21 protein-coding genes and 1 tRNA gene are annotated in these 22,090 nt (G+C 52.8%); 7 read left to right on the plus strand and 15 right to left on the minus strand.

Annotated elements, in window-relative coordinates:
• Both Q0510_RS01575 and Q0510_RS01580 read left to right on the plus strand, forming a co-directional pair.
• The coding region (locus Q0510_RS01575; protein ID WP_298707613.1) for an RNA polymerase sigma factor at positions 1–190 on the plus strand (190 nt) is incomplete at its 5' end.
• 77 nt (positions 191–267) lie between these two features.
• On the plus strand, positions 268–1,593 hold the full coding sequence (locus Q0510_RS01580) for a porin family protein (RefSeq protein WP_298707615.1): 1,326 nt from the start codon (positions 268–270) through the stop codon (positions 1,591–1,593).
• 5 nt (positions 1,594–1,598) lie between these two features.
• Here the strand turns inward: Q0510_RS01580 and Q0510_RS01585 are convergent, their stop codons facing one another.
• Complete coding sequence (locus Q0510_RS01585) at positions 1,599–2,129, minus strand: CopD family protein (RefSeq protein WP_298707653.1); 531 nt, start codon at positions 2,127–2,129, stop codon at positions 1,599–1,601.
• 62 nt (positions 2,130–2,191) lie between these two features.
• Positions 2,192–3,493, minus strand: coding sequence for an MFS transporter (locus Q0510_RS01590; protein WP_298707616.1), 1,302 nt, complete (start codon positions 3,491–3,493; stop codon positions 2,192–2,194).
• A gap of 72 nt (positions 3,494–3,565) precedes the next feature.
• Between Q0510_RS01590 and Q0510_RS01595 the strand changes: the two genes are divergently transcribed.
• Positions 3,566–3,733, plus strand: coding sequence for a hypothetical protein (locus tag Q0510_RS01595; RefSeq protein ID WP_298707618.1), 168 nt, complete (start codon positions 3,566–3,568; stop codon positions 3,731–3,733).
• 22 nt (positions 3,734–3,755) lie between these two features.
• Here Q0510_RS01595 and Q0510_RS01600 read toward each other — a convergent pair whose 3' ends face one another.
• The 7 genes from Q0510_RS01600 to Q0510_RS01630 all read right to left on the minus strand — a co-directional run bounded on the left by Q0510_RS01600 (position 3,756) and on the right by Q0510_RS01630 (position 12,084).
• Positions 3,756–4,823 carry a winged helix DNA-binding domain-containing protein gene (locus tag Q0510_RS01600; RefSeq protein ID WP_298707620.1) on the minus strand — a complete coding sequence of 356 codons (1,068 nt, stop codon included), beginning with the start codon at positions 4,821–4,823 and terminating at the stop codon, positions 3,756–3,758.
• 101 nt (positions 4,824–4,924) lie between these two features.
• Positions 4,925–6,334: a Gfo/Idh/MocA family oxidoreductase gene (locus Q0510_RS01605; protein ID WP_298707621.1), complete on the minus strand. Its 1,410-nt coding sequence runs from the start codon at positions 6,332–6,334 to the stop codon at positions 4,925–4,927.
• A 21-nt stretch (positions 6,335–6,355) separates the two neighbouring features.
• Complete coding sequence (locus Q0510_RS01610) at positions 6,356–7,111, minus strand: SDR family NAD(P)-dependent oxidoreductase (protein WP_298707623.1); 756 nt, start codon at positions 7,109–7,111, stop codon at positions 6,356–6,358.
• A 5-nt stretch (positions 7,112–7,116) separates the two neighbouring features.
• Positions 7,117–8,493 (minus strand): putative oxidoreductase C-terminal domain-containing protein, encoded by a 1,377-nt coding sequence (locus tag Q0510_RS01615; protein WP_298707625.1) that lies wholly within the window; start codon positions 8,491–8,493, stop codon positions 7,117–7,119.
• A 10-nt stretch (positions 8,494–8,503) separates the two neighbouring features.
• Positions 8,504–9,364, minus strand: a complete 861-nt coding sequence (locus Q0510_RS01620; RefSeq protein ID WP_298707627.1) for a ThuA domain-containing protein — start codon at positions 9,362–9,364, stop codon at positions 8,504–8,506.
• A 143-nt stretch (positions 9,365–9,507) separates the two neighbouring features.
• Complete coding sequence (locus tag Q0510_RS01625) at positions 9,508–10,632, minus strand: hypothetical protein (protein WP_298707628.1); 1,125 nt, start codon at positions 10,630–10,632, stop codon at positions 9,508–9,510.
• Between the two features lie 12 nt (positions 10,633–10,644).
• Positions 10,645–12,084, minus strand: a complete 1,440-nt coding sequence (locus Q0510_RS01630) for a hypothetical protein (protein WP_298707630.1) — start codon at positions 12,082–12,084, stop codon at positions 10,645–10,647.
• A gap of 217 nt (positions 12,085–12,301) precedes the next feature.
• On the opposite strand from Q0510_RS01630, the gene Q0510_RS01635 reads away from it, so the two are divergent.
• Together Q0510_RS01635 and Q0510_RS01640 are read left to right on the plus strand one after the other, a co-directional pair.
• Entirely contained in the window at positions 12,302–12,778 is a 477-nt protein-coding gene (locus Q0510_RS01635; RefSeq protein WP_298707632.1) for a hypothetical protein, read from the plus strand.
• Positions 12,779–12,786: 8 nt separating this feature from the next.
• Positions 12,787–13,443, plus strand: a complete 657-nt coding sequence (locus Q0510_RS01640; protein ID WP_298707633.1) for a nucleotidyl transferase AbiEii/AbiGii toxin family protein — start codon at positions 12,787–12,789, stop codon at positions 13,441–13,443.
• A 48-nt stretch (positions 13,444–13,491) separates the two neighbouring features.
• Here Q0510_RS01640 and Q0510_RS01645 read toward each other — a convergent pair.
• The 3 genes from Q0510_RS01645 to recQ form a co-directional block, all read right to left on the minus strand.
• Positions 13,492–13,564: transfer RNA gene (locus tag Q0510_RS01645), tRNA-Phe, on the minus strand.
• A gap of 61 nt (positions 13,565–13,625) precedes the next feature.
• Complete coding sequence (locus Q0510_RS01650; protein WP_298707634.1) at positions 13,626–14,393, minus strand: DUF3050 domain-containing protein; 768 nt, start codon at positions 14,391–14,393, stop codon at positions 13,626–13,628.
• A complete protein-coding gene (recQ, locus tag Q0510_RS01655; protein ID WP_298707636.1) occupies positions 14,383–16,584 on the minus strand; it encodes a DNA helicase RecQ in 2,202 nt (733 codons plus the stop codon). Before recQ ends, Q0510_RS01650 begins: the two co-directional genes overlap by 11 nt.
• A 174-nt stretch (positions 16,585–16,758) precedes the next feature.
• Between recQ and Q0510_RS01660 the strand changes: the two genes are divergently transcribed.
• Together Q0510_RS01660 and Q0510_RS01665 are read left to right on the plus strand one after the other, a co-directional pair.
• Positions 16,759–17,733 carry a KpsF/GutQ family sugar-phosphate isomerase gene (locus Q0510_RS01660; protein WP_298707638.1) on the plus strand — a complete coding sequence of 325 codons (975 nt, stop codon included), beginning with the start codon at positions 16,759–16,761 and terminating at the stop codon, positions 17,731–17,733.
• Positions 17,734–17,736: 3 nt separating this feature from the next.
• Positions 17,737–18,828 (plus strand): mannose-1-phosphate guanylyltransferase, encoded by a 1,092-nt coding sequence (locus Q0510_RS01665; protein WP_298707640.1) that lies wholly within the window; start codon positions 17,737–17,739, stop codon positions 18,826–18,828.
• 73 nt (positions 18,829–18,901) lie between these two features.
• Here the strand turns inward: Q0510_RS01665 and Q0510_RS01670 are convergent, their stop codons facing one another.
• The 3 genes from Q0510_RS01670 to Q0510_RS01680 all read right to left on the minus strand — a co-directional run bounded on the left by Q0510_RS01670 (position 18,902) and on the right by Q0510_RS01680 (position 21,792).
• Positions 18,902–19,573 (minus strand): carbonic anhydrase family protein, encoded by a 672-nt coding sequence (locus tag Q0510_RS01670; RefSeq protein WP_298707641.1) that lies wholly within the window; start codon positions 19,571–19,573, stop codon positions 18,902–18,904.
• Between the two features lie 11 nt (positions 19,574–19,584).
• Entirely contained in the window at positions 19,585–21,231 is a 1,647-nt protein-coding gene (locus tag Q0510_RS01675; RefSeq protein WP_298707643.1) for a SulP family inorganic anion transporter, read from the minus strand.
• A gap of 261 nt (positions 21,232–21,492) precedes the next feature.
• Positions 21,493–21,792, minus strand: a complete 300-nt coding sequence (locus Q0510_RS01680; RefSeq protein ID WP_298707644.1) for a hypothetical protein — start codon at positions 21,790–21,792, stop codon at positions 21,493–21,495.
• Between the last annotated feature and the right edge of the window lie 298 nt (positions 21,793–22,090).

Consider the following 22,090-nt stretch of genomic DNA (forward strand, 5'->3'; position numbering starts at 1 on the left):
GACCGTTTTCAATTTGTACGTAGTGGAAGGTTTTCAACACCAGGAGATTTCTGAGATGCTCGGCATTTCGGAGGGCACATCAAAATCCAATTTGTTTAAGGCGAAAAGGATTCTCAAAGAAAAAATCGATGCGTTAACATCTATGAATATTTCTGGCTCCGGTCCGATCGGCGCCCCCCAACCGTCATGAGCGAACAGTTTGAACATAATATCCGGAAGAAGCTGCAAGAAGCAGAAGTTCCATTCGAGCCCCAGGCCTGGGACCGGATGGAAAAACTGCTGGATCAACCCCGCAACCGGCGCCCCATGTGGTGGTGGTTCGGCGGCCTCGCCCTCATCCTCGGGCTCGCCGGCTGGTGGTGGTTCACGCGCCCTGCCGGAGATAATTCTACATCTTCCCCCAAAACAGAAAATTTCGCTAACACCACTGAACCGAAACAGGAAGTTGAAAACGGTGACCCGAACAAAAATGCGGTTACTGAAACTGACAAATTGATTGTGGATAAACCAGCGGATGCAGCTATCGTGGAAAGTGAAAACACAAAAGCCCGGCAGAAGAAACCGATCGCGCCGATTTTCCAGGAATCAAATGCTGTGAAAAAATCGGCGGTAAATTCCGAAACGGAAAACCATGTGGATAATCCCGCGAATTCATCTGTTGTAACTTTCCAGAAATCGAATTTGCGAGCGGGAAGCAAATCAGATACACGCAGCGACAGAAAGAACGATGTGGATAAACCTGATAATCCAGCAGCTAAAGTTCAAGAGGAAAATAATTTTTCCGTAGCCGGCCGGAAGGATGTGGAAAACCCCTCATCATCAGTTCCCTTATCTTCCCAAAAAGATAAAAACAACACGCCAGCTCCCGCAAGTGTGGATAACCCCTCCCTTCCGCCAACCAGGTCCGAAAAAAATCAAACTGCAAACATCGGCGCCCCCGTTCATGTGGACAACGCTGCGAACCCGGCTTCAACAGACTCAAACTCGTTGGGAGCATCATCCCGCGAAAACTGGAAAGCTCCGCGGAGAAAGGGTTTTGATGGTGGCATCCACCTCGGTCCGGATGTAAACGCCACCGGATCTTTCACAGGAATGCGCGCCGGATTTACCGGAGGCCTCCTGCTCAGGTACCATGTGAATAACAAATGGTACCTGAGTACCGGGGCCGCCTACACGAAAAAGTTGTACGCGGCGTCTCCAAAAGAATACAATTCTCCTTACCCCGGAAATTATGTGGATATCGATGCTGATTGCGATGTGATCGATGTGCCGCTGAATGTCCATTTTGTATTTGCCGAAAATGCATCGGGCCGATGGAATGTCAGCGCCGGCGCGTCCACTTATTTCATGCTCCGCGAAAAATACGAATACTACTATCCCAATAATTATAAACGCACCCGCGTTTTCAGCAACCAAAACCAACACTGGTTTTCCGTTATCAACCTCAGCGCTGGTTGGGAAAAAAATACGAAAGGACGACTGAACTGGGGTTTGCAACCCTACCTGAAAATACCGGCCGGCGGCGTGGGAGAAGGAAAAGTGAAGTTGTACTCTGCCGGCCTTAGCCTGCAGCTGACGATGGGGAAAAAGTAAACCGGTTAATTTTTCTTTTCGCGGATCCGCTTATACACCTTGATCGCTACCATCAGCGCGGCGGTGAAAATGATCAGTCCTACCATCGACCAGATCATACTCAAAAAACTCTTCAGCACCACCAGGAAAACGATCGCCACCAGGAAAATCGTGGCTACCTCATTCCACACGCGAAGTTGCGTTGAACTGCGTTTGATCACGCCGGCCTGGAGATCTTTGTAAATCCGGTGGAGAAAAAAGAAGTAAAAATAAAGGCCGAGTACGAATGCAATTTTAATCCACAACCAAACCGGGATGCTGCCCAGCAAAAAAGCCATCCATGGACCGAAGATCAGCGTGAGGATGGCAGAAGGCCAGGTAATTCCGAACCAAAGCCTTTTCATCATGATCCGGTATTGGTCCTGGAGGATGCTGCGCCGGGGCTCTTCCATTTCCTGCGCTTCTGTGAAATACACGAACAGCCGTACAATGTAGAACAGTCCGGCGAACCAGGTTACAATGAAAATGATATGAAGCGCCTTGATGGTGAGGTACATATTCTGCAAAAATAATCAAAATTAACCCTGCATCCGTTTCCGGCCCGAAACCGGCGCCAGGACTATAATTGCTCCCGGTCCATATACGAACCTTTCCGGCTGTCGGGCGAAAAAACGTAGACGATCAGCGAAATAAAAATGCAAATGGTCACATACCAGTAATACAACGATTCGTGGCCAACATCTTTCAGCGCAAATGCGATGGTTTCCGCCGTTCCCCCGAAAATGGCCACGGTAAGCGCATATGGGAATCCAACGCCGAGCGCGCGGATTTCCGCAGGAAACATTTCCGCTTTTACCACGGCATTGATCGACGTATAACCGCTTACGATCACTAGCGCGGCGAGGATGAGAAAAAATGCGCTCCACACCGTAGTGGCCTGGCTGATCGCTGTCAGTAACGGCACCGTGCACAATGTTCCCAAAACGCCGAAGCCGATCAGCAAAGGTTTGCGCCCGATCCTGTCGGACAGTTTACCGAACAGCGGCTGGATGCATGCGAAGATCAGCACGAGGAAAAACGAAATCAGCGTGGATTCTTCTTTCGAAAGTTTCACCGTGTTGACGAGAAACTTTTGCATGTAAGTTGTATATGTGTAGAACGCCAAAGTGCCGCCCATAGTGAGCCCTACGACGGTGAGCACTGCGCGCGGGTGATTCCGGAAGAGCGCTTTTACGGAGCCGCGGTCTTTCTTTTTAATGTCCACATTCACGGATTCGTGCATGTTGCGGCGAAGATAAAGTGCGGTAATGGCGAGCAGCGCGCCGATGACGAAAGGTATGCGCCATCCCCATTCCGCGAGTTGTTCGGGAGTGAGGAAAACCCTTTGCAGGAGCATCTGAACGCCGAGCGCGAGGATTTGTCCGCCGATAAGCGTTACGTATTGGAAGCTGGAGAAGAAACCGCGGCGCGAAGAATCCGCCACTTCACTGAGGTAGGTGGCGGAAGTGCCGTATTCGCCCCCCACGCTGAGGCCTTGCATGAGGCGCGCCAGCAAAAGCAGTACCGGCGCGGCTACGCCGATGGTGGAGAATGAAGGAGTGCAGGCGATCAGCAGAGATCCGAGAGACATCAGGAGTACCGAAAGTGTCATCGCCATTTTTCGGCCCTGACGATCGGCGATGGTTCCGAAGAGCCATCCGCCAAGTGGGCGCATGAGGAAACCGACGGCGAAAATCGCGGCGGTGTTCAGCAGTTGTGCAGTAGCATTGCCGGAAGGAAAAAAGACTGGCGCGAAGTAAATCGCGAACGCTGAATAAGCGTACCAATCGTACCACTCCACGAGGTTGCCGACGGAGCCGGTAAAAATTGCTTTCAGTCGCCAGGACGTTGTGGCTTCACGCGGAATGGAGTTGGTGGTCATGTATCAAAAATAAATATTTCCGGCACAACCTTAACAAATGCTTCACCTGTCCTGTTTGCAGAAAAACCGATAATGCCGCATGATGAAAAAGAAGAAAAGAAGGTACAAATTGAAATGGGAGCGACAGCAAATGCGCATCCGGTTTTTGTCGCAGGAGATCATCCGATTCCGCCGGCAGTTGTCGCAATCGTCGCGGGACAGGAACCGGAAAATGAATTACATTATCGACCGGATGAATAGCCTATGGCCCGGCGAGTCGGAATTATAAATTCCATTCCGCAGGCAAACCCATGAACTTGCCATAAGCTTTCGCGGCGGTGGATAACCGCTCCTCCCCGATCGCCGTTTTATCAAAAGGTATATATACCATTTCGATTGATTTTTTCCCGATTTCCCGCCGCCATGTTCCCACGATTTTTCCTTTCGCAATGACTAGATAAGGTAAAATGCCATTCGGGGGAGATAGAATTCCCGGTGGAACATTTCCCGCTACCAGCGATCGATCGGCATAGCTGATATAATATTCATCGAACCCCGACAGCAAACGGATTTTAAGATCCGGTTTCGTTTCCGTTTTGCCCGGCGGCAGGAAATACGTTTTGTCGTCCGCAACAAATTTTTCCGTGATCCCTGCTTCTTCAAACGCGCGCCGGCAGGCCGTTACAGGAAACCCGCTCCACCACGAAAAATCTTCCGCCGTAGCCGGGGAATGACTTTCCAAATAACGTACAGCCAACGCTGTCAGTGGATTTTCCGGCATCGGGAAATTTGTTTCGGGAAGCCAATCGTCGAGGAGCACATACGTAAATTCCTTCCCGCGGCGGGGCCCGCAGCAAATCACTTGTTGCAACCCGGCGAAAGTGAGGAACTGGTTCATCCGGTGATCCGACGTGTCGATGCGCTTTTTCTCCAGGATGGTTTTCAGCTCGGCGCGGGTAAGGGCTTCCCCGTTTTTGAGGGCATCCCCGATGTGGCGGAGCGCCTTCGACAGGATGGCATCATCCACCCCCAATTTTTTCCACATACTTCCTGCCTGCAGTTTGATCCGCGGCGTAACGAGCGCAGTAATCCAGCGGACGTCCTTGGGGTGCATCAGGTGCAGCGTTCCCCGCAGGCTCGAAATCCGGATTAGTTTTTTACCGGCCAGAAGGTTTTCCACACCCGCATCCGTGAGCCCGTGGCAGCGCTGGCCCAGCGACCACTTCGCGCCAGCGAAATCCTGCGCCTGGATGGCGCAGAGATGTGCCGCCACGTCGGCAGGCGCTTGCTTCGAAGGTTGCGTCAACAGTTGCCGGGAAAGCCTGGTAGCGAGGATGGCCGCGTGATTCATCTTCCGAAAATAAGGAAAAATGTGGCGGGATGCATTTGAGCAGAAATGGCAGTCGTTGTGTAAGGCTGAGAAAAAAAGCGGCCGGAGCCGCTTTCTATTTTTTAATCCAGGACATAAGGCCAGCGTTGCGGCCGTGTGAGCGTTGCGTTGGCGGCATCGTCGTTTTGGAAACGTTCTTTCACGGGGTCCCAGAAAAGCTTGCGTTTCAGTTTCATGGCCGTATGGTTGAGGAGGCAGACGGTACATGCCCGGTGCCCGACTTCGATCGGCGTGATCGGCTGCTGGCGGGTCCGGAGGGATTCGAGCCAGTTGCCGTGGTGGTCTTTACTGTCGGTCAGCCTGATTTCGTTTTCACCGATAATTGAAGTGAGAATTTTCGGGTCCGATGCGTCGAGGGCTTTGCTGTTCTTGGCCAGGCTTGCCGGATCATTGGCGGTGGCGGCATAGTTTCCGCGCGAAACGAAGATCCAGCCGTCGGAGCCTACGAACTTCACGCCATTGGGATACGTGTTGCTGGCCAGCACTTTCACGCCGTCGGCATAAATATTTTCGGACTGGAACGGCCCGTGCACGTCCCAGAGATTTCCCGCCGCGGGGAACTCCGCCTTGGCAGACACTTCCACCGGACCGGTGTATTCGTACCCGAGGCCCCAGTTCACGATATCGAAATGGTGAGCGCCCCAGCCGGTGATCATACCCGCGCCGAACTGCTCGCAGCGGAGCCAGCCCGGCCGGCTGAAGTCGTTGGTGGGGTGAACGCGCTTCAGGGTATAAGGCGCCCAGGGTGTTTCGCCGAGCCAGGCGTCATATTGCAATCCTGCCGGAACGGGCATTTCTTTCTCAGGCGTGCTTTGGGAGGGATCGTCGATCGGCAGGCCCACGTAAACGGTATGTACCTTCCCTATCCTGCCGTTGCGCACCAGTTCGCAGGCTCTTTTGAACTGCGGCATAGAACGCTGCTGGCTTCCGATTTGGAGGATGCGCCCGTTCTTGTGCACTTCATTGCTGAGGTAGCGGCCTTCGGAAATGGTGAGCGAAGCGGGTTTTTGCATGTAAACGTCTTTTCCCGCGCGCACGGCGGCCACGGCGGGAATCACGTGCCAGTGGTCGGGCGTGGAGATGATGACGGCGTCGATGTCTTTATCGGCCAGTAGCTCCTGGTAGTTTTCGTATGCTTTGGTTCCGGTGTATGCTTTGCCGGTTTTTTTGGAATAGTAATCGTTGACCAGCTTGCGCGCGCTTTGGAGGCGGTTGCTGTCGAGGTCGCAGACGGCCAGGATATTGGCCTGTTCATGTTTCCAGACGCCGGGCATATCGTGCTCGCGGGAAATGCGCCCGTTGCCGATGGCACCTACGTTGATACGGTTGCTCGGCGCCAGGGGGCCGCTGATAACGTGTGCCGGAACGATCATGGGAATGTGGCTGAGGGCCAGGCTCCCGGCGGCTCCGGTGATGGCGTTCTTTAGGAATGTCCGGCGCGATCCGCCGCCGGTGTTTTTCTTGGGTCGCATGTGGAATATGATTGAAGGTGATCAGAATCCGATTGAATTGCCGCCATCTACCGCCAGGCTGGTTCCGGTTATGAAACCCGCTGCCGGCGATGCGAGGAACACGGCGGCAAGCGCCACGTCTTCCGGCTTGCCCAGTTGCCGCATGGGTGTGCGCCCGAGTACCCGGTTCTTCCGGTCGGGGTCGTTGTTCAGCGCTTTGGCCGACATTTCTGTTTCAATAAATCCGGGAGCGATGCAGTTTACCCGCACGCCTTCGGGCGACCATTCCACCGCCATCGCTTTCGTCATGCCTTCCACGGCAGATTTGGCGGCGGTGTACGCAATCACTTTCGGGATGCCGTATTTCGCCGCCATGGAACTGATCATGATGATACTGCCCGATTTATGTGAAGTCATCCGCCGCGCCACTTCCCGCGATAATGCGAAAACGGCCTGCAGGTTGGTGCGCAACACGGATTCGAATTCCGCGTCGCTTACTTCGAGTGCGTCTTTCTTCAGATGGATGCCGGCGTTATTGACGAGCACATCTATCGGCCCGTAAGCGGATTCAATTCCATCCACCAGCTCGGGGATCACTTCCAGCTGCGAAAGGTCGCAGGCGATGGTGCGGACGTTCCCGCCGATGGCTGCTGCGGCAGATTCGAGAACGTCGGCCCGCCTGCCGGCGATGATCACTTCGGCGCCGTATCCGGCGAAAGTACGGGCAACGGCCAGCCCCAGGCCGGAGCCGCCGCCCGTTATCAATGCTCTTTTTCCCGACAGATCGAAATCGTGCATGGCATTTATTTATTGATCTCTTTGGCCATCGCCTGGCCGGCGGTGGTTACGTAATATTTCGCGATCATGTTTTTCACTTCCCAGGCGGGCACTGCGCCGGCCTTCAGGAACCCGAGGTAGCGCTGGAGCACTTCGGCAAAATGCGCCTCGTGCCCCGTCTTCAGCTCCTGCGGAATGGAAATCCGGAAACGCTTGCCCTGGGGCTCCACGGAAATACCGGGGTACTTTGCGGAAAGGCGTTTCACGGAAGCCTCCAGCGCGGAAGCAAATGCCGTATCAGCCGACACCGGTTCTACGTAGAGTTCGGGCTTCCAGGATTCATCTTTACCCTGGCGGATCACGATGTTGCAACGGCTTCCGCGGACAATCGCGTAATGCGTGTCGCCCCCGCCGGCCGGCGCTTCAAAATTCCACAATGCGGACAAACGCACATGGAATCCTTTAACTTGATAATCCACCGTACCATTCGCGGCGATGCCCGCCACCGTGTCTTTCACATACGGCAACAAGAAATCCGGGAACGTTTCGGCGCCGGTGATAGTGGAAAACTGCGACTTCGTGAGCGGTGTTTTCCATTTTACGGCGCTATTCAATTGAATATCTTTTTTATAGTCGAGCTCGGTGGTGTCGAACAACATCCAGTGCGTGAGGTCTACCAGGTGGGTGTTCACATCCACCAGCGCATCGCCCTGCTGCGATGGGTCGAAGAACCAGGATGGGCGGCGGAGCGGTTTGCCCGATACCATTTTGTAGAAGTGATGGATGCTTTCGATTTCGATGGCCGGCTCCTTTGACGTTCCGGGCTGCATCTCCCCGAAAATGGATGCGTCGCGGAGCAACTCTTTCTGGAGGATGTTGGTAATCTCGGAACGCTCGGTCATAATATCGTACAGGAGCACGTTGGCGGATTCCGCATCAGCGAAGCTCTTGCGCAGGGATGCAAAATCTTCCTGCGTGATGGCCATCGGCTTGTCGGCCAGTACGTGCATCCCCGCCTGCACCGCGGCATCGATGTAACGGGTTTTGTCGTGGTTGTTGCCGGCGAGCACGACAACAGACCCTTTGCGGTCGGTTTTCATCTTCTCCAGCCAGTCGCTGCCCGTATAAACTTCTTCTTTCCAGCTGGTGGGCTGGTCGGCACGTTCGTTATATTGTTTGATGAGATTGAGGTGCGCTTCCAGCTCGGGGCCTTGCGGTGCATACACGTGCACTACGCTGTCGATGCCGGGCGTCGCCGTTTTCTGCACGAGCGCGGCGTGGAAGTGGCCGGGCGCGAGGGTGATCAGGTGAACCATATCTTGCTCTTCTTTCGGTTGGCCGGGCCCGCAGGCTGCCATCAGCAGCGAGGCGCCCAGCAGGTAACTGTAACGGTATTGTTTCATGTTGATCATATTAACGTTGATAGTCCACCGGGGTTGTGGGCGTGGTGGCATATGCCCTGGACTGGTCCCTCGCGCCGGTGCGCCCTACGAGCCAGTGAAGGCCCTGGTACAGGTGGTTCAGGAAAACGGGATCGGAATAATCGGACTTCCGGTGCCCCAGCGAAGTAAACCAAACATAACCGCCATCGAAATGCTGGTACCATGCCGCGGGATAATAATTACCATACGACCCCTGGTTCCGGAGCAGCACCGTGTCGTTAACGTCCGTCAGGCTGGAAACGTCGTGCGCCAGAAGGGTATGAATACCGGCGTACATTTCTTTGGAAAAATAACATTCGTCTTCGCGCTCCCAAACTTTCGGGACATCTTTCAAAGAAGGATGCGCAGGGTCCGTCACGACCAGGCGGAACTTCTGGAACCTGGCGTGCCAGGAGAAGGTCCCCCCGATCATCCATTTAAACCAATCCCATTTCCTTTCCGTACCGATGGCGGAATGAACGCCCATGAACCCGCCGCCCGACTGGATATACCGCATGAGCGCTACTTTCTGCGCGTCGGTGTCGAAAACGTCATTATTGGTGGAAGTGAAAACCAGCGCATCGTAGCCGGCGAGGTTGGATTCGGAGAAAACGGCCGCGTCGTCAGACACGTCAACGGCAAAACCGTGGTCGGCGCCCATCTTCTTGAAAGCCGCCGCCGCGTCAGCAATGTTGTCGTGGACGAATCCTTTGCCATTTTTAGTAAAAACGAGGACTTTCTTCTGTTTCCAGTTAACGGCGCCCTGCATGGCGCGCTGGGAGGCGCATGCCGTGAGCAGGAAGAGGCAGCTTATCAACAATATCCCCCGGGCAGGGAAGCGCTTATCTTTCATAAATGACTGATTGACTGTGGAATTCAAGCAGGGAAATACCCTTTAGCCTAAAAATAGGATTCCCTGCGGGGGATTCCAACCCGCAATCCACAATTAGTCCCGGAAAGCCCGTTTACAACGTTTGAAGGAGGGACGAGCGGAAACTACTCTTTATGCCATTTCTTCCGCGAAGCTTTTAATTCCTGAATCCGGCGATCCACTTCTACCGTTGGTTTGTACGCCTGGTAATAGGTGTAATAAGTGATCACTTCCCGGCAACGGATCACATCTTTCCGGATCGCTTTGCGGTCATCTTCCAACAATTTTGCTGCCGCCAGCAGGGTTTCATAATATTTGTCTTTCATCTCCCGGCTGCAGTGTTTGAGATATTTGCTGCCTTCTGTGAGATTTGCGGCTATGTTGGGGTAAGATTTCTTCTTCATGTGGCCTTCGGTTTCCTCTTTGTAATAACGGACCAGCGTGGTATGCACCCAGAGCGCAAACCGCCCGGAAGGATATTTCTCCGCATAGGCCAGGTAATCCTGGAGGTTACTGGATTTTTCGGCGGTCCGGTACAGGAGCTCGTCTTTCGTTCTGGCGATGCGTGTGGCGAGGGTGTCCGATTTAATGAATTGATAACCGCTTTCGTAATGGTCCAGCGCTTTCTGGTAGTGTCTTTCTTCGAGGAATTTGTCGCCAAGTACGATGTGGCGGAGATATACTTTCTTCTCTTCGAATACCCTGTTGTCGCCGGACTGTCCGAACATATCGGTGTATTCCTTCAGCACCGCGGCATCGCTCGATGCGAGGTAAATGGACTTCAATCTTTTCTCCGAACGGTTACGGATGGAAGTTGATTTCGCGTTGGCAGAGGATTCCAGCGAAGCACTTGCTTTGTTCGCCTGTTCCATCCGTTTGTCGTCGATGGTTTTGAAATGATCTTTGTGGAGTGCTTTCATCTTGCCCGTCACTTCCCGCCGGATCGTTTCCAGTTCCTTATGCGCCACAGACCCTGCGTTGGAAGCGGGCGCCATGCTGAAATAGCGGCTGGCGGCGAGATAGGCGTTGCTCCAGTCGCTCGTGGAATAATAAACGTGTGTTTTCAGGGATTCGATTTTGGGATTGCTTTTTCCCAGCGACTGCTCGCATTGCCCGATGAGGCGGATGGACTCATCGAAACGGCCATTTTCGTACGCGGTTTTCGCGGCGTCGAAAAGTTCGCGCGCGGATTGCGCCGAGGCCGGCGTGATGGCGAGGAAAAGCGCGACGGAGATATATATTTTCTTCATGTTGATTTTCGGTTAACGGATTTTCCACATGGTTTTCGAAGAAAGAACGGTCATGTCAGGGGAAAGAATAATTCGCTGCACCTTGTCTACCGAGTAATCCCGTTCTGATCCGTAGAACGTGCCTTGTCCCGGGTCATAATCTACGATGACGCTGCGCGCCTCCGCCAAAGTGTTGTAAACGCCTTTCGGCTGGCCGCTTCCGAAGGTGCGCACCGCGATCTTTTTCTGGAATTCGCCGGGAGAAAGCAGCGCATCGGCCGCTATGGTGCCGTCTTCCAGTTGCTGCACCGATTGGAATTCCGTGTGGCCATCGATGGTTTGTTTTACGCCTCTTTTATTGAGGATGAATTGCGGATATTTTTGCGTGGCGCTTTCCCGCCCGATCAGCGCGAAAAATTTCCCGTCGTTGTTGAAGCCCTGCATGTTGGCGTATTCTTTCCTGCTGAAACTGGCGATGATGCGGCCGTTGGCTTTCAAACCGTAGAAGTCTTTTTCGCCATACATGGTAACGCCTTTCAGATCGTCTTCGTAAGCTTCGCTCCATTCGTTGGGACCGTTGTAGGTGCGCGGGCTTTCGGCGGCGAGGGCGCTATCTGCTTCTTCGAGCGGTGATGGCGGAACGCCGTTTTCGTATTGAAGGTAGAGATCGTGGATGTTATCGATGGCGTCGAGCGGCCATTTGAGTTCCAGCCAGATGTTCTGATCGCGGGAGGTGCCGTTTTTGCGGGCTTGTCCTTCCCCGATACGGATCAAGGCGTGATCGCCGGCGGAGGTGGCTTGCCGGAGCGGGGAGCAGTATTCGGCGGGTTTTTCAACGGGTTTGAAGTCTGCGAAATTGCTGACAAAGGACCACTGGCCGGAGGGTGCTTCTTCCGACCGGGCGATCATCCCCTCCCCTGCATTGAGCGGCGCGGTGGGGAATGTCATGGGAGATTTTCCGGAAGGATAGATCAGCACGTCGTTATCCGAAATTTTAAACCAGGCATAGGCGCCACCCGCGTAGGTATTTTGCGGGTTGAGCCCCATCCCTACGATAGCCCTGATGGCGGAGGGGCGGATCGCTTCATACCGTTTCACAAGATCCGGATATTTGGAAATTTTAGCGTATTCCACGCGGTGCTTCCGGCCGTGTAGGAATTGTTTGTTGATCGTCCAGTAAAGCGTGGGATGGGTGACCAGCTCGCCGAGGATGGTCCAGGCGCGGAACCGCAGCACAACGGCCGATGCGTTGGACAGGGCGTCGCGGTCGGGAAGGCCGTAATGCAGGTTGTCCGGATCGCCGAACTTCATGATGAAGGATTTATCCGCCGGGGCGACAGGCGATTTCCCATAACAATAATACACATCCACGAATCCCTTCCGCGAAAGCGGGATGTCTTGCGCGCGCGCATCGGTCAGCAGGAAAATACTGGCAAATGTTCCCGAAAGAAGCAGCCGTTGGAAAGCGATCATAGGCCATAGCACGATTTGGTGGAAGAAATTCCGCTCCTCGTCTGGTCGTTGGAGGGTAAGCAGGTGTTGCCGGACGGCAAATATGCGAAAATAGTGCGGTGAGGGCAATACTTAGAAATGAGTATAAGAGTTGCCTGAACAGCCCAGTGTTTCATGGGATTGCGGAGATTCATGCAGTAATCATATTTGTGTAAGCAAATTTGCTTATCTTAGTGTTATGACGACATTTAAGACGATTGCCTTAATTAAGGGGATCCACCCAGGATTTGTGCTGGAAAGGGAGTTAAAGCGACGAAAGATCGCCAAGGGCCCCTTTGCGTTGTCTATCAATGAGTTCCCACAAACGTTGGGCGCGATTACGAAAGGAAAGCGGAAAATGAACCCCAACCTGGCTTACCGGATCGAGGAAGCGCTGGACATAGAAGAAGGCTTTTTCATGGTTTTGCAGGCTTATCACGATATGAAGCTGGAAAAGGAAAAGCACCGGACGCCGGAGAAGCCGGATTTGTCAAGGCTTCGGCCGATCTTATTCTGGGATACGGCATTTGACAAAATAGATTGGATCAGGCAAAAGAGAGCTGTAATAAGACGTGTCTTCGAAAGAGGGCTGCTTCGGGAGAAAAAAGAGATAGTGCGTTTTTATGGGGTAGCAGCAGTAAGAAGTATTTTAAATGAAAAGGAGATCAGGAAATAAATAATCGAATGATGTATTGGAATACGGTTGAGCCGAAATTACGAGCGGTTTTACTTCAGATGATGGACGAACCGCTGTTCGGTATGTTCCGGCTTGTGGGAGGTACTTCGCTAAGCCTGCAGTTGGGGCACAGGATGTCTACCGATATAGATTTATTCACAGACGCAGCTTACGGTTCCGTTGATTTTAAATTGATCGACACATACCTGCGCGAACATTTCGAATACGTTAGCCCTCCCTGGGATAATGAATCTCCTGGAATGGGAAGAGGCTATATAGTTGGCGCTACGGCAGCAGATGAAGATTTGATGAAGATAGATCTGTATTATACCGATCAATTTATTCAGCCGGTCATAACTTCAGGCAATGTGCGAATGGCGACGCTTGAAGAAATTGCTGCGATGAAAATTGATATCGTACAGAGGGACGCGAGGAAAAAGGACTTTTGGGACATTCACGAGATATTGGATTCCTGCAATATGGAGCAAATGATTGCCCTGCATGAAGCGCGTTATCCTTATGCGCATGACGCTGATGCTATTTACAGCGGGTTAACGGATTTTCGCAATGCGGATGACGATTTGGATCCAATCTGCCTGAAAGGAAAGCATTGGGAGTTAATTAAACTGGATATTGTTACTGCAGTTGAATCGTTGAAGAAGTAAGGCTGCAATAAAAAAAAGAGACCATCTTCCGATGATCTCTTTTTTTCGTGGTGTGGGCCGGGATCGAACCGGCGACACATGGATTTTCAGTCCATTGCTCTACCAACTGAGCTACCGCACCAAGGCACCCCGTCGTTAAAGGGGAATGCAAAAGTAGGACAATTATTGAAATCTCCAAAACATTATTCAAAAATTTCTGCTTTCGCAATAATTCCATTCCAGAGATTGTTTCTCCACTCCAGCGCTTTTGTAGCATAGGCGGCACTTTCAGCCCATTTACCCGCATCGCTTCCACACAATTCTTCCACCATTTTTTCTGCGAGTTTGCTGTGATGATCGCCGTCTACTTCGATATGGCGTTCGAGGTAGTAAATGAAAATGTCGAATTTTCCGGGGAACTGATCATTGAGATCTTTCACCAGTGCGTAGAACATATCCGGGATAAGATCTTCCCTGCCGAAAGTAAAAACCGCGGCCATGATATGCGGCTTGCCTGTAGCAATTACTTCGAATGTGAATTCGAGGAATCCTTTCACCGAAGGCGGAAAACCCTCCAGCAAAGCATCCAACGGCTGCCCGCCGCGAATCCCTTCCAGCAGGTTGTTGATCCTGCGCGTATCCGCTCCCGCCTGCTCCATCGCCAGGATGTACAGCTCGAAGTGGCTGCAGTGCATCGTGCCCGTGGCATCCACATCGCTCTCCTCCCCCGTTACGATCTCGTTGATAAGGAACCTCGTTTCAGGCGAGCCCACAGGCACCCAGGGCGTTGTCACGCAGGTGAGCGCGCGCTGAAGGCCTTTGAGCAAACTCATGAAGTCCCACACGGCAAACACATGGTGCTCCATGAACCGGCGCACGTCTTCGACCGACTGCAAATGCCCGTACAACGGGTGGTGCACGATCTGCCCGCGGACGCCGGCTATTTCTCTTTTTACATCATTAATTCCCATAAACCACCAAAAACTTGATACGCATTAATTTCAACTGTTCGATCGAGTAATTGCCTTCTTCCAGCTCTTCTTTCGCCAACGCCAGGCTCGACGTTTCACAGCCTTTGAAATATTCCAGTATCTCGTCCTGCGCGTAATCGTCCAGCTCCTCGTCGATGCAGTAATCCAGGTTCAGCTTGGTGCCGCTGGCTACGATGGTTTCCATCTCGTCGAGCAATTGGGAATACGACAGTTCCTTGTTGCGGGCAATCGTTTCGAGGGGCATTTTCTTGTCGATGTTCTGAATGATGAACACCTTCAGGCCGCTCTTGTTGACAACGGATTTCAGCACGAAGTCGTCGGGCTTCACGATGTCGTTTTCCTCCACGAATTTGGAGATCACGTCAACGAACTGCTTGCCGTACCGGATGGCCTTTCCCTTGCTCACGCCCTGGATCTTTTCCAGTTCCTGGGTGGTGGTGGGGTATTGCGTGGCCATGTCTTCCAGGGAAGTTTCGAGGAAGATAACGAATGGCGGCAGGTTCTTTTCTTTGGCGACTTTCTTGCGGAGGTCTTTCAGCATTTCGAAAAGCACGGGATCCGCGGTGGGTTGTGCTTCCTGGGCCGCCATTTCTTCTTCTTCCGCCGCTTCTTCCTCGAACTGGTGGTTGAGCGCCACGTGGATGAGGTAAGGCTTCTTCATGAACTTCCGGCCTTTCTCCGTGATCTTCAGCAGGCCGTATTCTTCGATGTCTTTTTCAATCAGTCCTTCCAGCATCATCTGGCGCAGGAGCGAGTTCCAGAAATGCGCGTCGAACTCCTTCCCTTCCCCGAACACGTCCAGCTTATCGTGGCGGAACGTGGTGATCTGGGGATTGGATTTGCCGGTGATGATATTCACGACATAATCCGAGCCGAAGCGCTCCTCGAGCGCCGAAATGGCTTTTAGGGCGATCACAACGCGGTTCTTGACTTCGATTTTCTCCTTCGGGTTACGGCAGTTATCGCATTTGCCGCAATCTTCGGTTTCGTAGGGCTCGCCGAAGTAATGCAGGATCACTTTGCGGCGGCACACGGCGCTTTCGGCGTAGGCAACGGTTTCGTTGATGAGCTGTGCGCCCATTTCCCGTTCCGACAGCGGCTTGTCGCGCATCAGGTGCTCAAGCTTCTGCACATCCTGGTAGGAATAGAAGCAAATGCAATTGCCTTCCAGCCCATCGCGGCCTGCGCGGCCGGTTTCCTGGTAATAGTTTTCCAGCGATTTGGGAATGTTGTAGTGGATGACGAAGCGAACGTCGGGCTTGTCGATCCCCATCCCGAAGGCGATGGTGGCAACGATCACCTCCACTTCCTCGAGCAGGAACATGTCCTGGCGCTGGGCGCGGGTGGTGGCGTCGAGCCCGGCGTGGTAGGCTACGGCTTTGATGCCGTTGGCCACGAGCATATCCGCCAGCTCTTCCGTGGTTTTGCGGTTGAGGGTGTAGATGATGCCGGATTTGCCTTTATGGAGATGGATAAATTTGACGATTTCCTTGATGGTCTGCTCCTTTTTGCGCTTGGGGCGGATTTCGTAATAGAGGTTCGGGCGGTTGAAGGAGGAGATGAAAACCTCGGGGCTGCGGAGCTCCAGGTTTTTCACGATATCGCTTTGTACCTTGGGCGTGGCCGTGGCGGTGAGGGCGATAATGGGGAGATCGGCGCTGATCATATCGATCATTTCCTTCAACCGGCGGTATTCCGGACGGAAGTCGTGCCCCCATTCGGAGATACAGTGCGCCTCGTCCACGGCGATGAAGGAAATCTCCAGCTCGCGGAAGAAGTCGATATTTTCCTGTTTCGTCAGCGTTTCGGGCGCTACGTACAGCATTTTTGTTTTGCCGGTCTGCAGGTCGGTACGAACTTTCTTGATTTGCGCTTTCGTCAGGGTCGAATTCAGGAAGTGGGCCACGTTGTCTTTACTGCTGTAGGAACGAACCAGGTCTACCTGGTTTTTCATCAGCGCGATCAGCGGGCTTACAATGAGCGCTACTCCGGGGCTCATCAGGGCCGGCAGCTGGTAGCAAAGCGATTTACCGCCGCCGGTGGGCATGATCACAAATGTATCTTTTCCGGAAAGTATGCTTTTAATAATCTTTTCCTGATTCCCTTTGAAAGAATCAAACCCAAAATGTTCGTGTAATGCATCCAACAAACTTACCTTTGCAACAGCCATCACATTTGTTTTAGATCCGTGTAAAATGCAGCGAAATAACGCTGCCTATAGATGAAATATTATTGATATATAATTTTGGGGGACACGAAATTACTTAAAAAACCCCGTGTTGTCAATGATAATTTACAGGATCGCGCCCCCTTGGCTAAAAATTGATAAATTTGTGTTTGTCGCATGAAACAGAAGACTTCGGTAAATATTCGGGAAACAGGAATCAGGACGATCAGGCTGGAATCTTCGGCGATCGGGAGCCTGGAGCAGTACATCAATGCTGACTTTGAGCGCGTGGTGGAGCTGATGGCGGCCTGTACCGGGCGGGTGGTGGTCACGGGCATTGGCAAAAGCGCCATCATTGCCCAGAAAATCGTGGCTACGTTCAATTCCACGGGTACGCCGGCGCTATTTATGCATGCGGCCGACGCCATCCACGGCGATCTGGGGATGATTACCCCCGAAGATGTGGTGGTTTGTATCTCCAAAAGCGGGGAATCCCCGGAAATAAAAGTCCTCGTACCCCTCGTCCGCAACCTCGGCAACACGCTGGTGGCGATTGTGGGGAAATCCGACTCCTACCTGGCGCAATCGGCACATTTTGTGCTGAATACGTATGTATCGCAGGAAGCCTGCCCCAATAACCTGGCCCCTACTTCCAGCACCACGGCTCAGATGGTCATGGGCGACGCCCTCGCTGTTTGTCTCATAGAGATGAAAGGCTTTACCGCCGAAGATTTCGCCCGGTTCCACCCGGGAGGCACCCTCGGCAAGAAGCTCTATCTCAAAGTGGGCGACCTCAGCCGCCTGCACCAGGTGCCGAAAGTAAGCCTCGGAAGCAGCCTCCGCGAAGTGATCGTGGAAATCTCGTCTAAAATGCTCGGTGTTACCGGCGTGGTGGACGATCAGGGCCGGCTCCGCGGCATCATTACCGACGGCGACCTTCGCCGGATGCTGGAGAAAAACATGAATGCCGCCGGCGTTTCCGCGGCAGACATCATGAGCATCAACCCGAAAACCATCGGGGCCGATGAGCTCGCCGTAAACGCGCTCGACATGATGAGAAATTATGACATCACCCAATTACTGGTCATGAAAGGTGATCAGTATCATGGAATTATACATTTACACGACTTAATCCGAGAAGGAATTATTTAAACGATGACACCGTTGAATAACCATTTTTACGTGGCCATTATGGCCGGAGGAATCGGAAGCCGATTCTGGCCCTATAGCCGTACAGACTATCCTAAACAATTCCTGGATATCCTGAACACCGGTAAAACATTGCTCCAATGGACCTACGAAAGGTTCGCGCAATTCATTCCAGAAGAGAATATCTACGTAGTCACTCACCACCAGTACGCAGATACCGTTGGGAAACAACTGCCGAACCTCCCTGCCGATAATATTGTCAGCGAACCATCGCGGAAAAATACCGCACCTTGTGTGGCATATATTTCCCACAAGATTTTTAAGAAGGATCCCAAAGCCAGTATGATTTGTGCGCCAGCGGATCACCTCATCATGGATGCGACTTCGTTCACCAACACCTGCCTGAACGCCTTGTTGTTTGCGCAGAAGAACAATGCACTGCTTACCCTGGGCATCAAACCCACCCGGCCCGACACGGGTTACGGTTACATCCAGTTCGAAACCGAGCAGGTGGCTGATAACGTGTATAAAGTGAAGACCTTCACGGAAAAGCCGAACCTGGAACTGGCCAAGACCTTCCTTAAAAGCGGCGACTTTCTCTGGAACGCCGGCATATTCGTCTGGAACGCCAAATCCATCCTCCAGGCGCTGGCCGCACACCTGCCGGAAATGGACGAATTGTTTGTACAGAACCATGGAAGTCTCAATACCACGACCGAAAAGGAAACCATCGAGCGCATCTACTCGCAGTGCACCAATATTTCCATCGATTATGGAATCATGGAAAAGGCCGAGAACGTGTATGTGATCCCCTCCAACTTCGGCTGGAGCGACCTGGGCACCTGGGCCTCCGCATACGAGAACCTGGAAAAAGATTACCTCGGCAACGCCGTACAAGGTAAGAACGTAATGGTGATCGACGCCACGAAGTGCATGGTAAAAGCGCCGAACGACAAGCTCGTGCTGCTGCAGGGGCTGGATGACATGATCGTGATCGACACGAACGACGTGCTGCTCATCTGCAAAAAACAAAACGAACAACAGATCAAGGAATACGTTGCTGAAGTGAAGCGCCACAAAGGCGATAAATTCATGTAGGGATTATTCCTTCACTTAAATGCATAAAAAAAGCCGGAAGCGACTGCTCTTCCGGCTTTTGACTTTTCAGGGGTCAGGCGGTTTTCCCGGCTACTTCCAGCGGTCGTCCGATCCGCCGGGTGTGCTCATGGAAAGTTACAACACCTGTTTCGACATCATACATGGCTCCGATAATGCCTACTTCCCCGTTATCGATCATCTCTGCGAGAATGATGCTTTGTTCAAGGATAGCCTGCACCGAGCGGTCGGTGTGGATATTGGTAACGGCTTCCACGAAATCGTGGTTTTTGGAATTCCTGTTTTCGGTGATGGTTTTCTCCTGGAATACTGCAGGGCGGATTTTGCCGAGCAGGCCGGTGAGGTTGCCCATTTCCACGTGGTCGCAGGCGCCTTTGATAGCTCCGCAATGGGTGTGACCCAGCACCACGATGAATTTGGAACCTGCCACCTTGCAGGCGTATTCGAGGCTGCCGAGCACGTTGTCGCTGATCACGGCGCCGGCGAGGCGGATGCTGAAGACATCGCCGAGGCCCTGATCGAAGATCAGTTCGGCGGAAGTCCGGGAGTCCATGCAGCTAACGATGGCGGCAACGGGCCACTGTCCCTCTTTCGTATCGTTCACCATGCCCAGGAGATTGCGGTTGATGCGCAGGTTGTTTACGAACCGTGCGTTCCCTTCTCTCAGTATTTCCAGTGCCATTTCAGGCGTTGTGTTGCTTTGGGAGAGTTTGTTGTGTGTTCTCATTTCCAATGTTTTTAATTAACTGATAATTCTTTTAACAATTCCTTGTGGGTGCCCTGCGAGTTCGGCACCACAACCGGTGATTCTTTCTCTCCGTTCATGAAGAGATGGTCGGTGTTATTGATTTTATATGCGTCTTTAAAACCGCGCAGCACGACCTTGATCTGTTTCTGCGGAGCCTTTATCTGGGTGAATTCGCGGATGATGTCGAGCACGTCCTGGTCGATGTACACGGTTTGGGCGGCGTCGATGATCACGGTGCTGTTTTCCGGCATTTTATCGAGCGTGAGCAGGATATTGGCCTTGTTGAGGAAAGATACTTCCTGGGAAAGATCCAGTACGAACATGTCGCCGGTGCGGTAGCGCTCCTTGCGGAACATATACGGCGTTTTCATGTTGCCCCAGAGGAGGAACAGCACGCTTACGCAAAGGCCCACGGCCACGCCTACGAGCAGGTTGGTGAACACGATCGTCAGCACGGTTACGGCGAAGGGAATCCACTGGTATTTCCCCTTGGCGAACATTTGTTTGAAGACGGTGGGTTTGCAGAGTTTGTAGCCGGTTACCAGCAGTACGCCGGCGAGGGTCGACAGCGGGATCATGTTCAGCACCATCGGGATGAGGGCCGCGCAAACGAGCAGCAGCGTACCGTGTGCGATGGTGGCCACTTTCGTACGGCCGCCGGCATTGATGTTGGCGGAAGAACGAACGATCACGGAAGTGATGGGCAGGCCGCCGATCAGGCCGCTGGCCATGTTGGCGAGCCCCTGCGCGCGGAGTTCCCTGTTGGGATCCGAGTACCTTTTCAGCGGGTCCAGTTTGTCTGTAGCCTCGAGGTTCAGCAGCGTTTCGATGGAAGCTACCAGCGCGATGGTCCCCGCAACGATCCAAACCTGGCTGTTTACCAGCTGGCTGAAATCGGGGAATGAAAACTGGCTGAAGAACCCTTCCATGGATTCGGCGACGGGGAGCGTCACCAAGTGCGATTGTTCGAGCGCGAGGCTGGAGCCCGTTGCGATGAACAGCTGGTTGATGCCCACACCGGCAAGTACGGCTACCAGTGCCGCGGGGATCGATCCGATCTTCGGCAGCTTGGACCAGTACAGGAGGATCAGAATGGACGCCGCTGTAATGATGGCGGCGCCCAACTGAATGTGCCGAATACTGCTCAATGCGGAGGTGATGATGTTTTCTCCGCTGACCTGGATGAAAGCAAGCTGACCTTCCGCCTGCTCGTCGTGGCCGACGGCATGCGGGATCTGCGTGATAATGATGCTGATGCCGATAGCGGTGAGCATACCGGTAATAACGTTAGACGGAAAATAGTTGGCAATGATACCGGCCCTCACAAAGCCCAGCACGAGTTGCATTGCGCCGGCGAGGAATACGGCGAGAATAAAGGTTTCCCAGGTTCCCAGTTTCAGGATAGCGGCGGCCACGATGGTGATGAGGCCGGCGGCGGGACCGCTCACGCTCAGATTGGAACCACTGAAAGCGCCTACCACGATACCACCCAGGATACCGGCGATAAGGCCGGCGAAGAGAGGCGCACCGGATGCCAGGGCGATGCCGAGGCAAAGCGGGATTGCAATGAGAAATACCACCAGCCCCGCAGAGAGGTCGCCTTTAATATTGGACGTAGCATTAATTTGCTTGCTCATGTAGCTTGATTTTATACGGAAACCCGGCATCGCGCGTACTGGCTGGCCTGCAGTCATTAAAGGCCATGCCGGAACGTTTATCGCCAGCACATCGGGCCCGTCGCGATCATCGCCGTGCACCAGCCGCCCGCGGAGCAGCTTATGAACGGGAACATCGAAACAGCCTCAAGACCGGCTTTGCAATGCGTCTTCCGTGGAGAGTAATTGATAAAAAAAGAAAAGTCAATGCGCCATGCCCGGAGCGGGTGGCGCGAACGGCCATTAAGCGAGCACGTTCGGAGGAGGGGTCTGGATTTCCTGCACAGGACCAGCAGGGATATCTTCCATTAAACGATAAGTAAGCGTTTTCAGAAACAGGGCCGGGTTCATCTCGGTTTCTTCCTCACCATATTTATGGCAGTTAAGATCGCTCGGCGAAAGCTTGATCCCTTTCGCGCTGCAGTTACCTTCCACATGTTCCTCTACAATCTGATTATTAAACAGCAGTTTCCCTACTTCCTTGATAGGAAGCACCTGGATACACATCAGGCCGAAAAGGAAAATACTGATTAGCTTTTTCATCAATTGTAAATTGCACACTTACGTGTTGAGCAAAAGTACCCCCCGAAATCCATAAATCATATTTTTCCCGGTCAAAAAAATGTTAAATAACCCTTAAGCTGTTATAAATCCGGGACTTATAGTTAAACAACAACCATAAATCCCATCACTCCCATTTACCGCTCATCACAATTCAATCTTCCCGCCCTTAATCCCTCCTTTCCGGCCAAATCCAATACCATCTTTACTTCCAGCTATTTTAACCGGTAATGTTCTAAACAAGTTATTTTGCATTAAAGGGTATTGTGTATTGCATAGT

The sequence above is a fragment of the uncultured Chitinophaga sp. genome, assembly GCF_937874145.1.
GTDB lineage: Bacteria > Bacteroidota > Bacteroidia > Chitinophagales > Chitinophagaceae > Chitinophaga.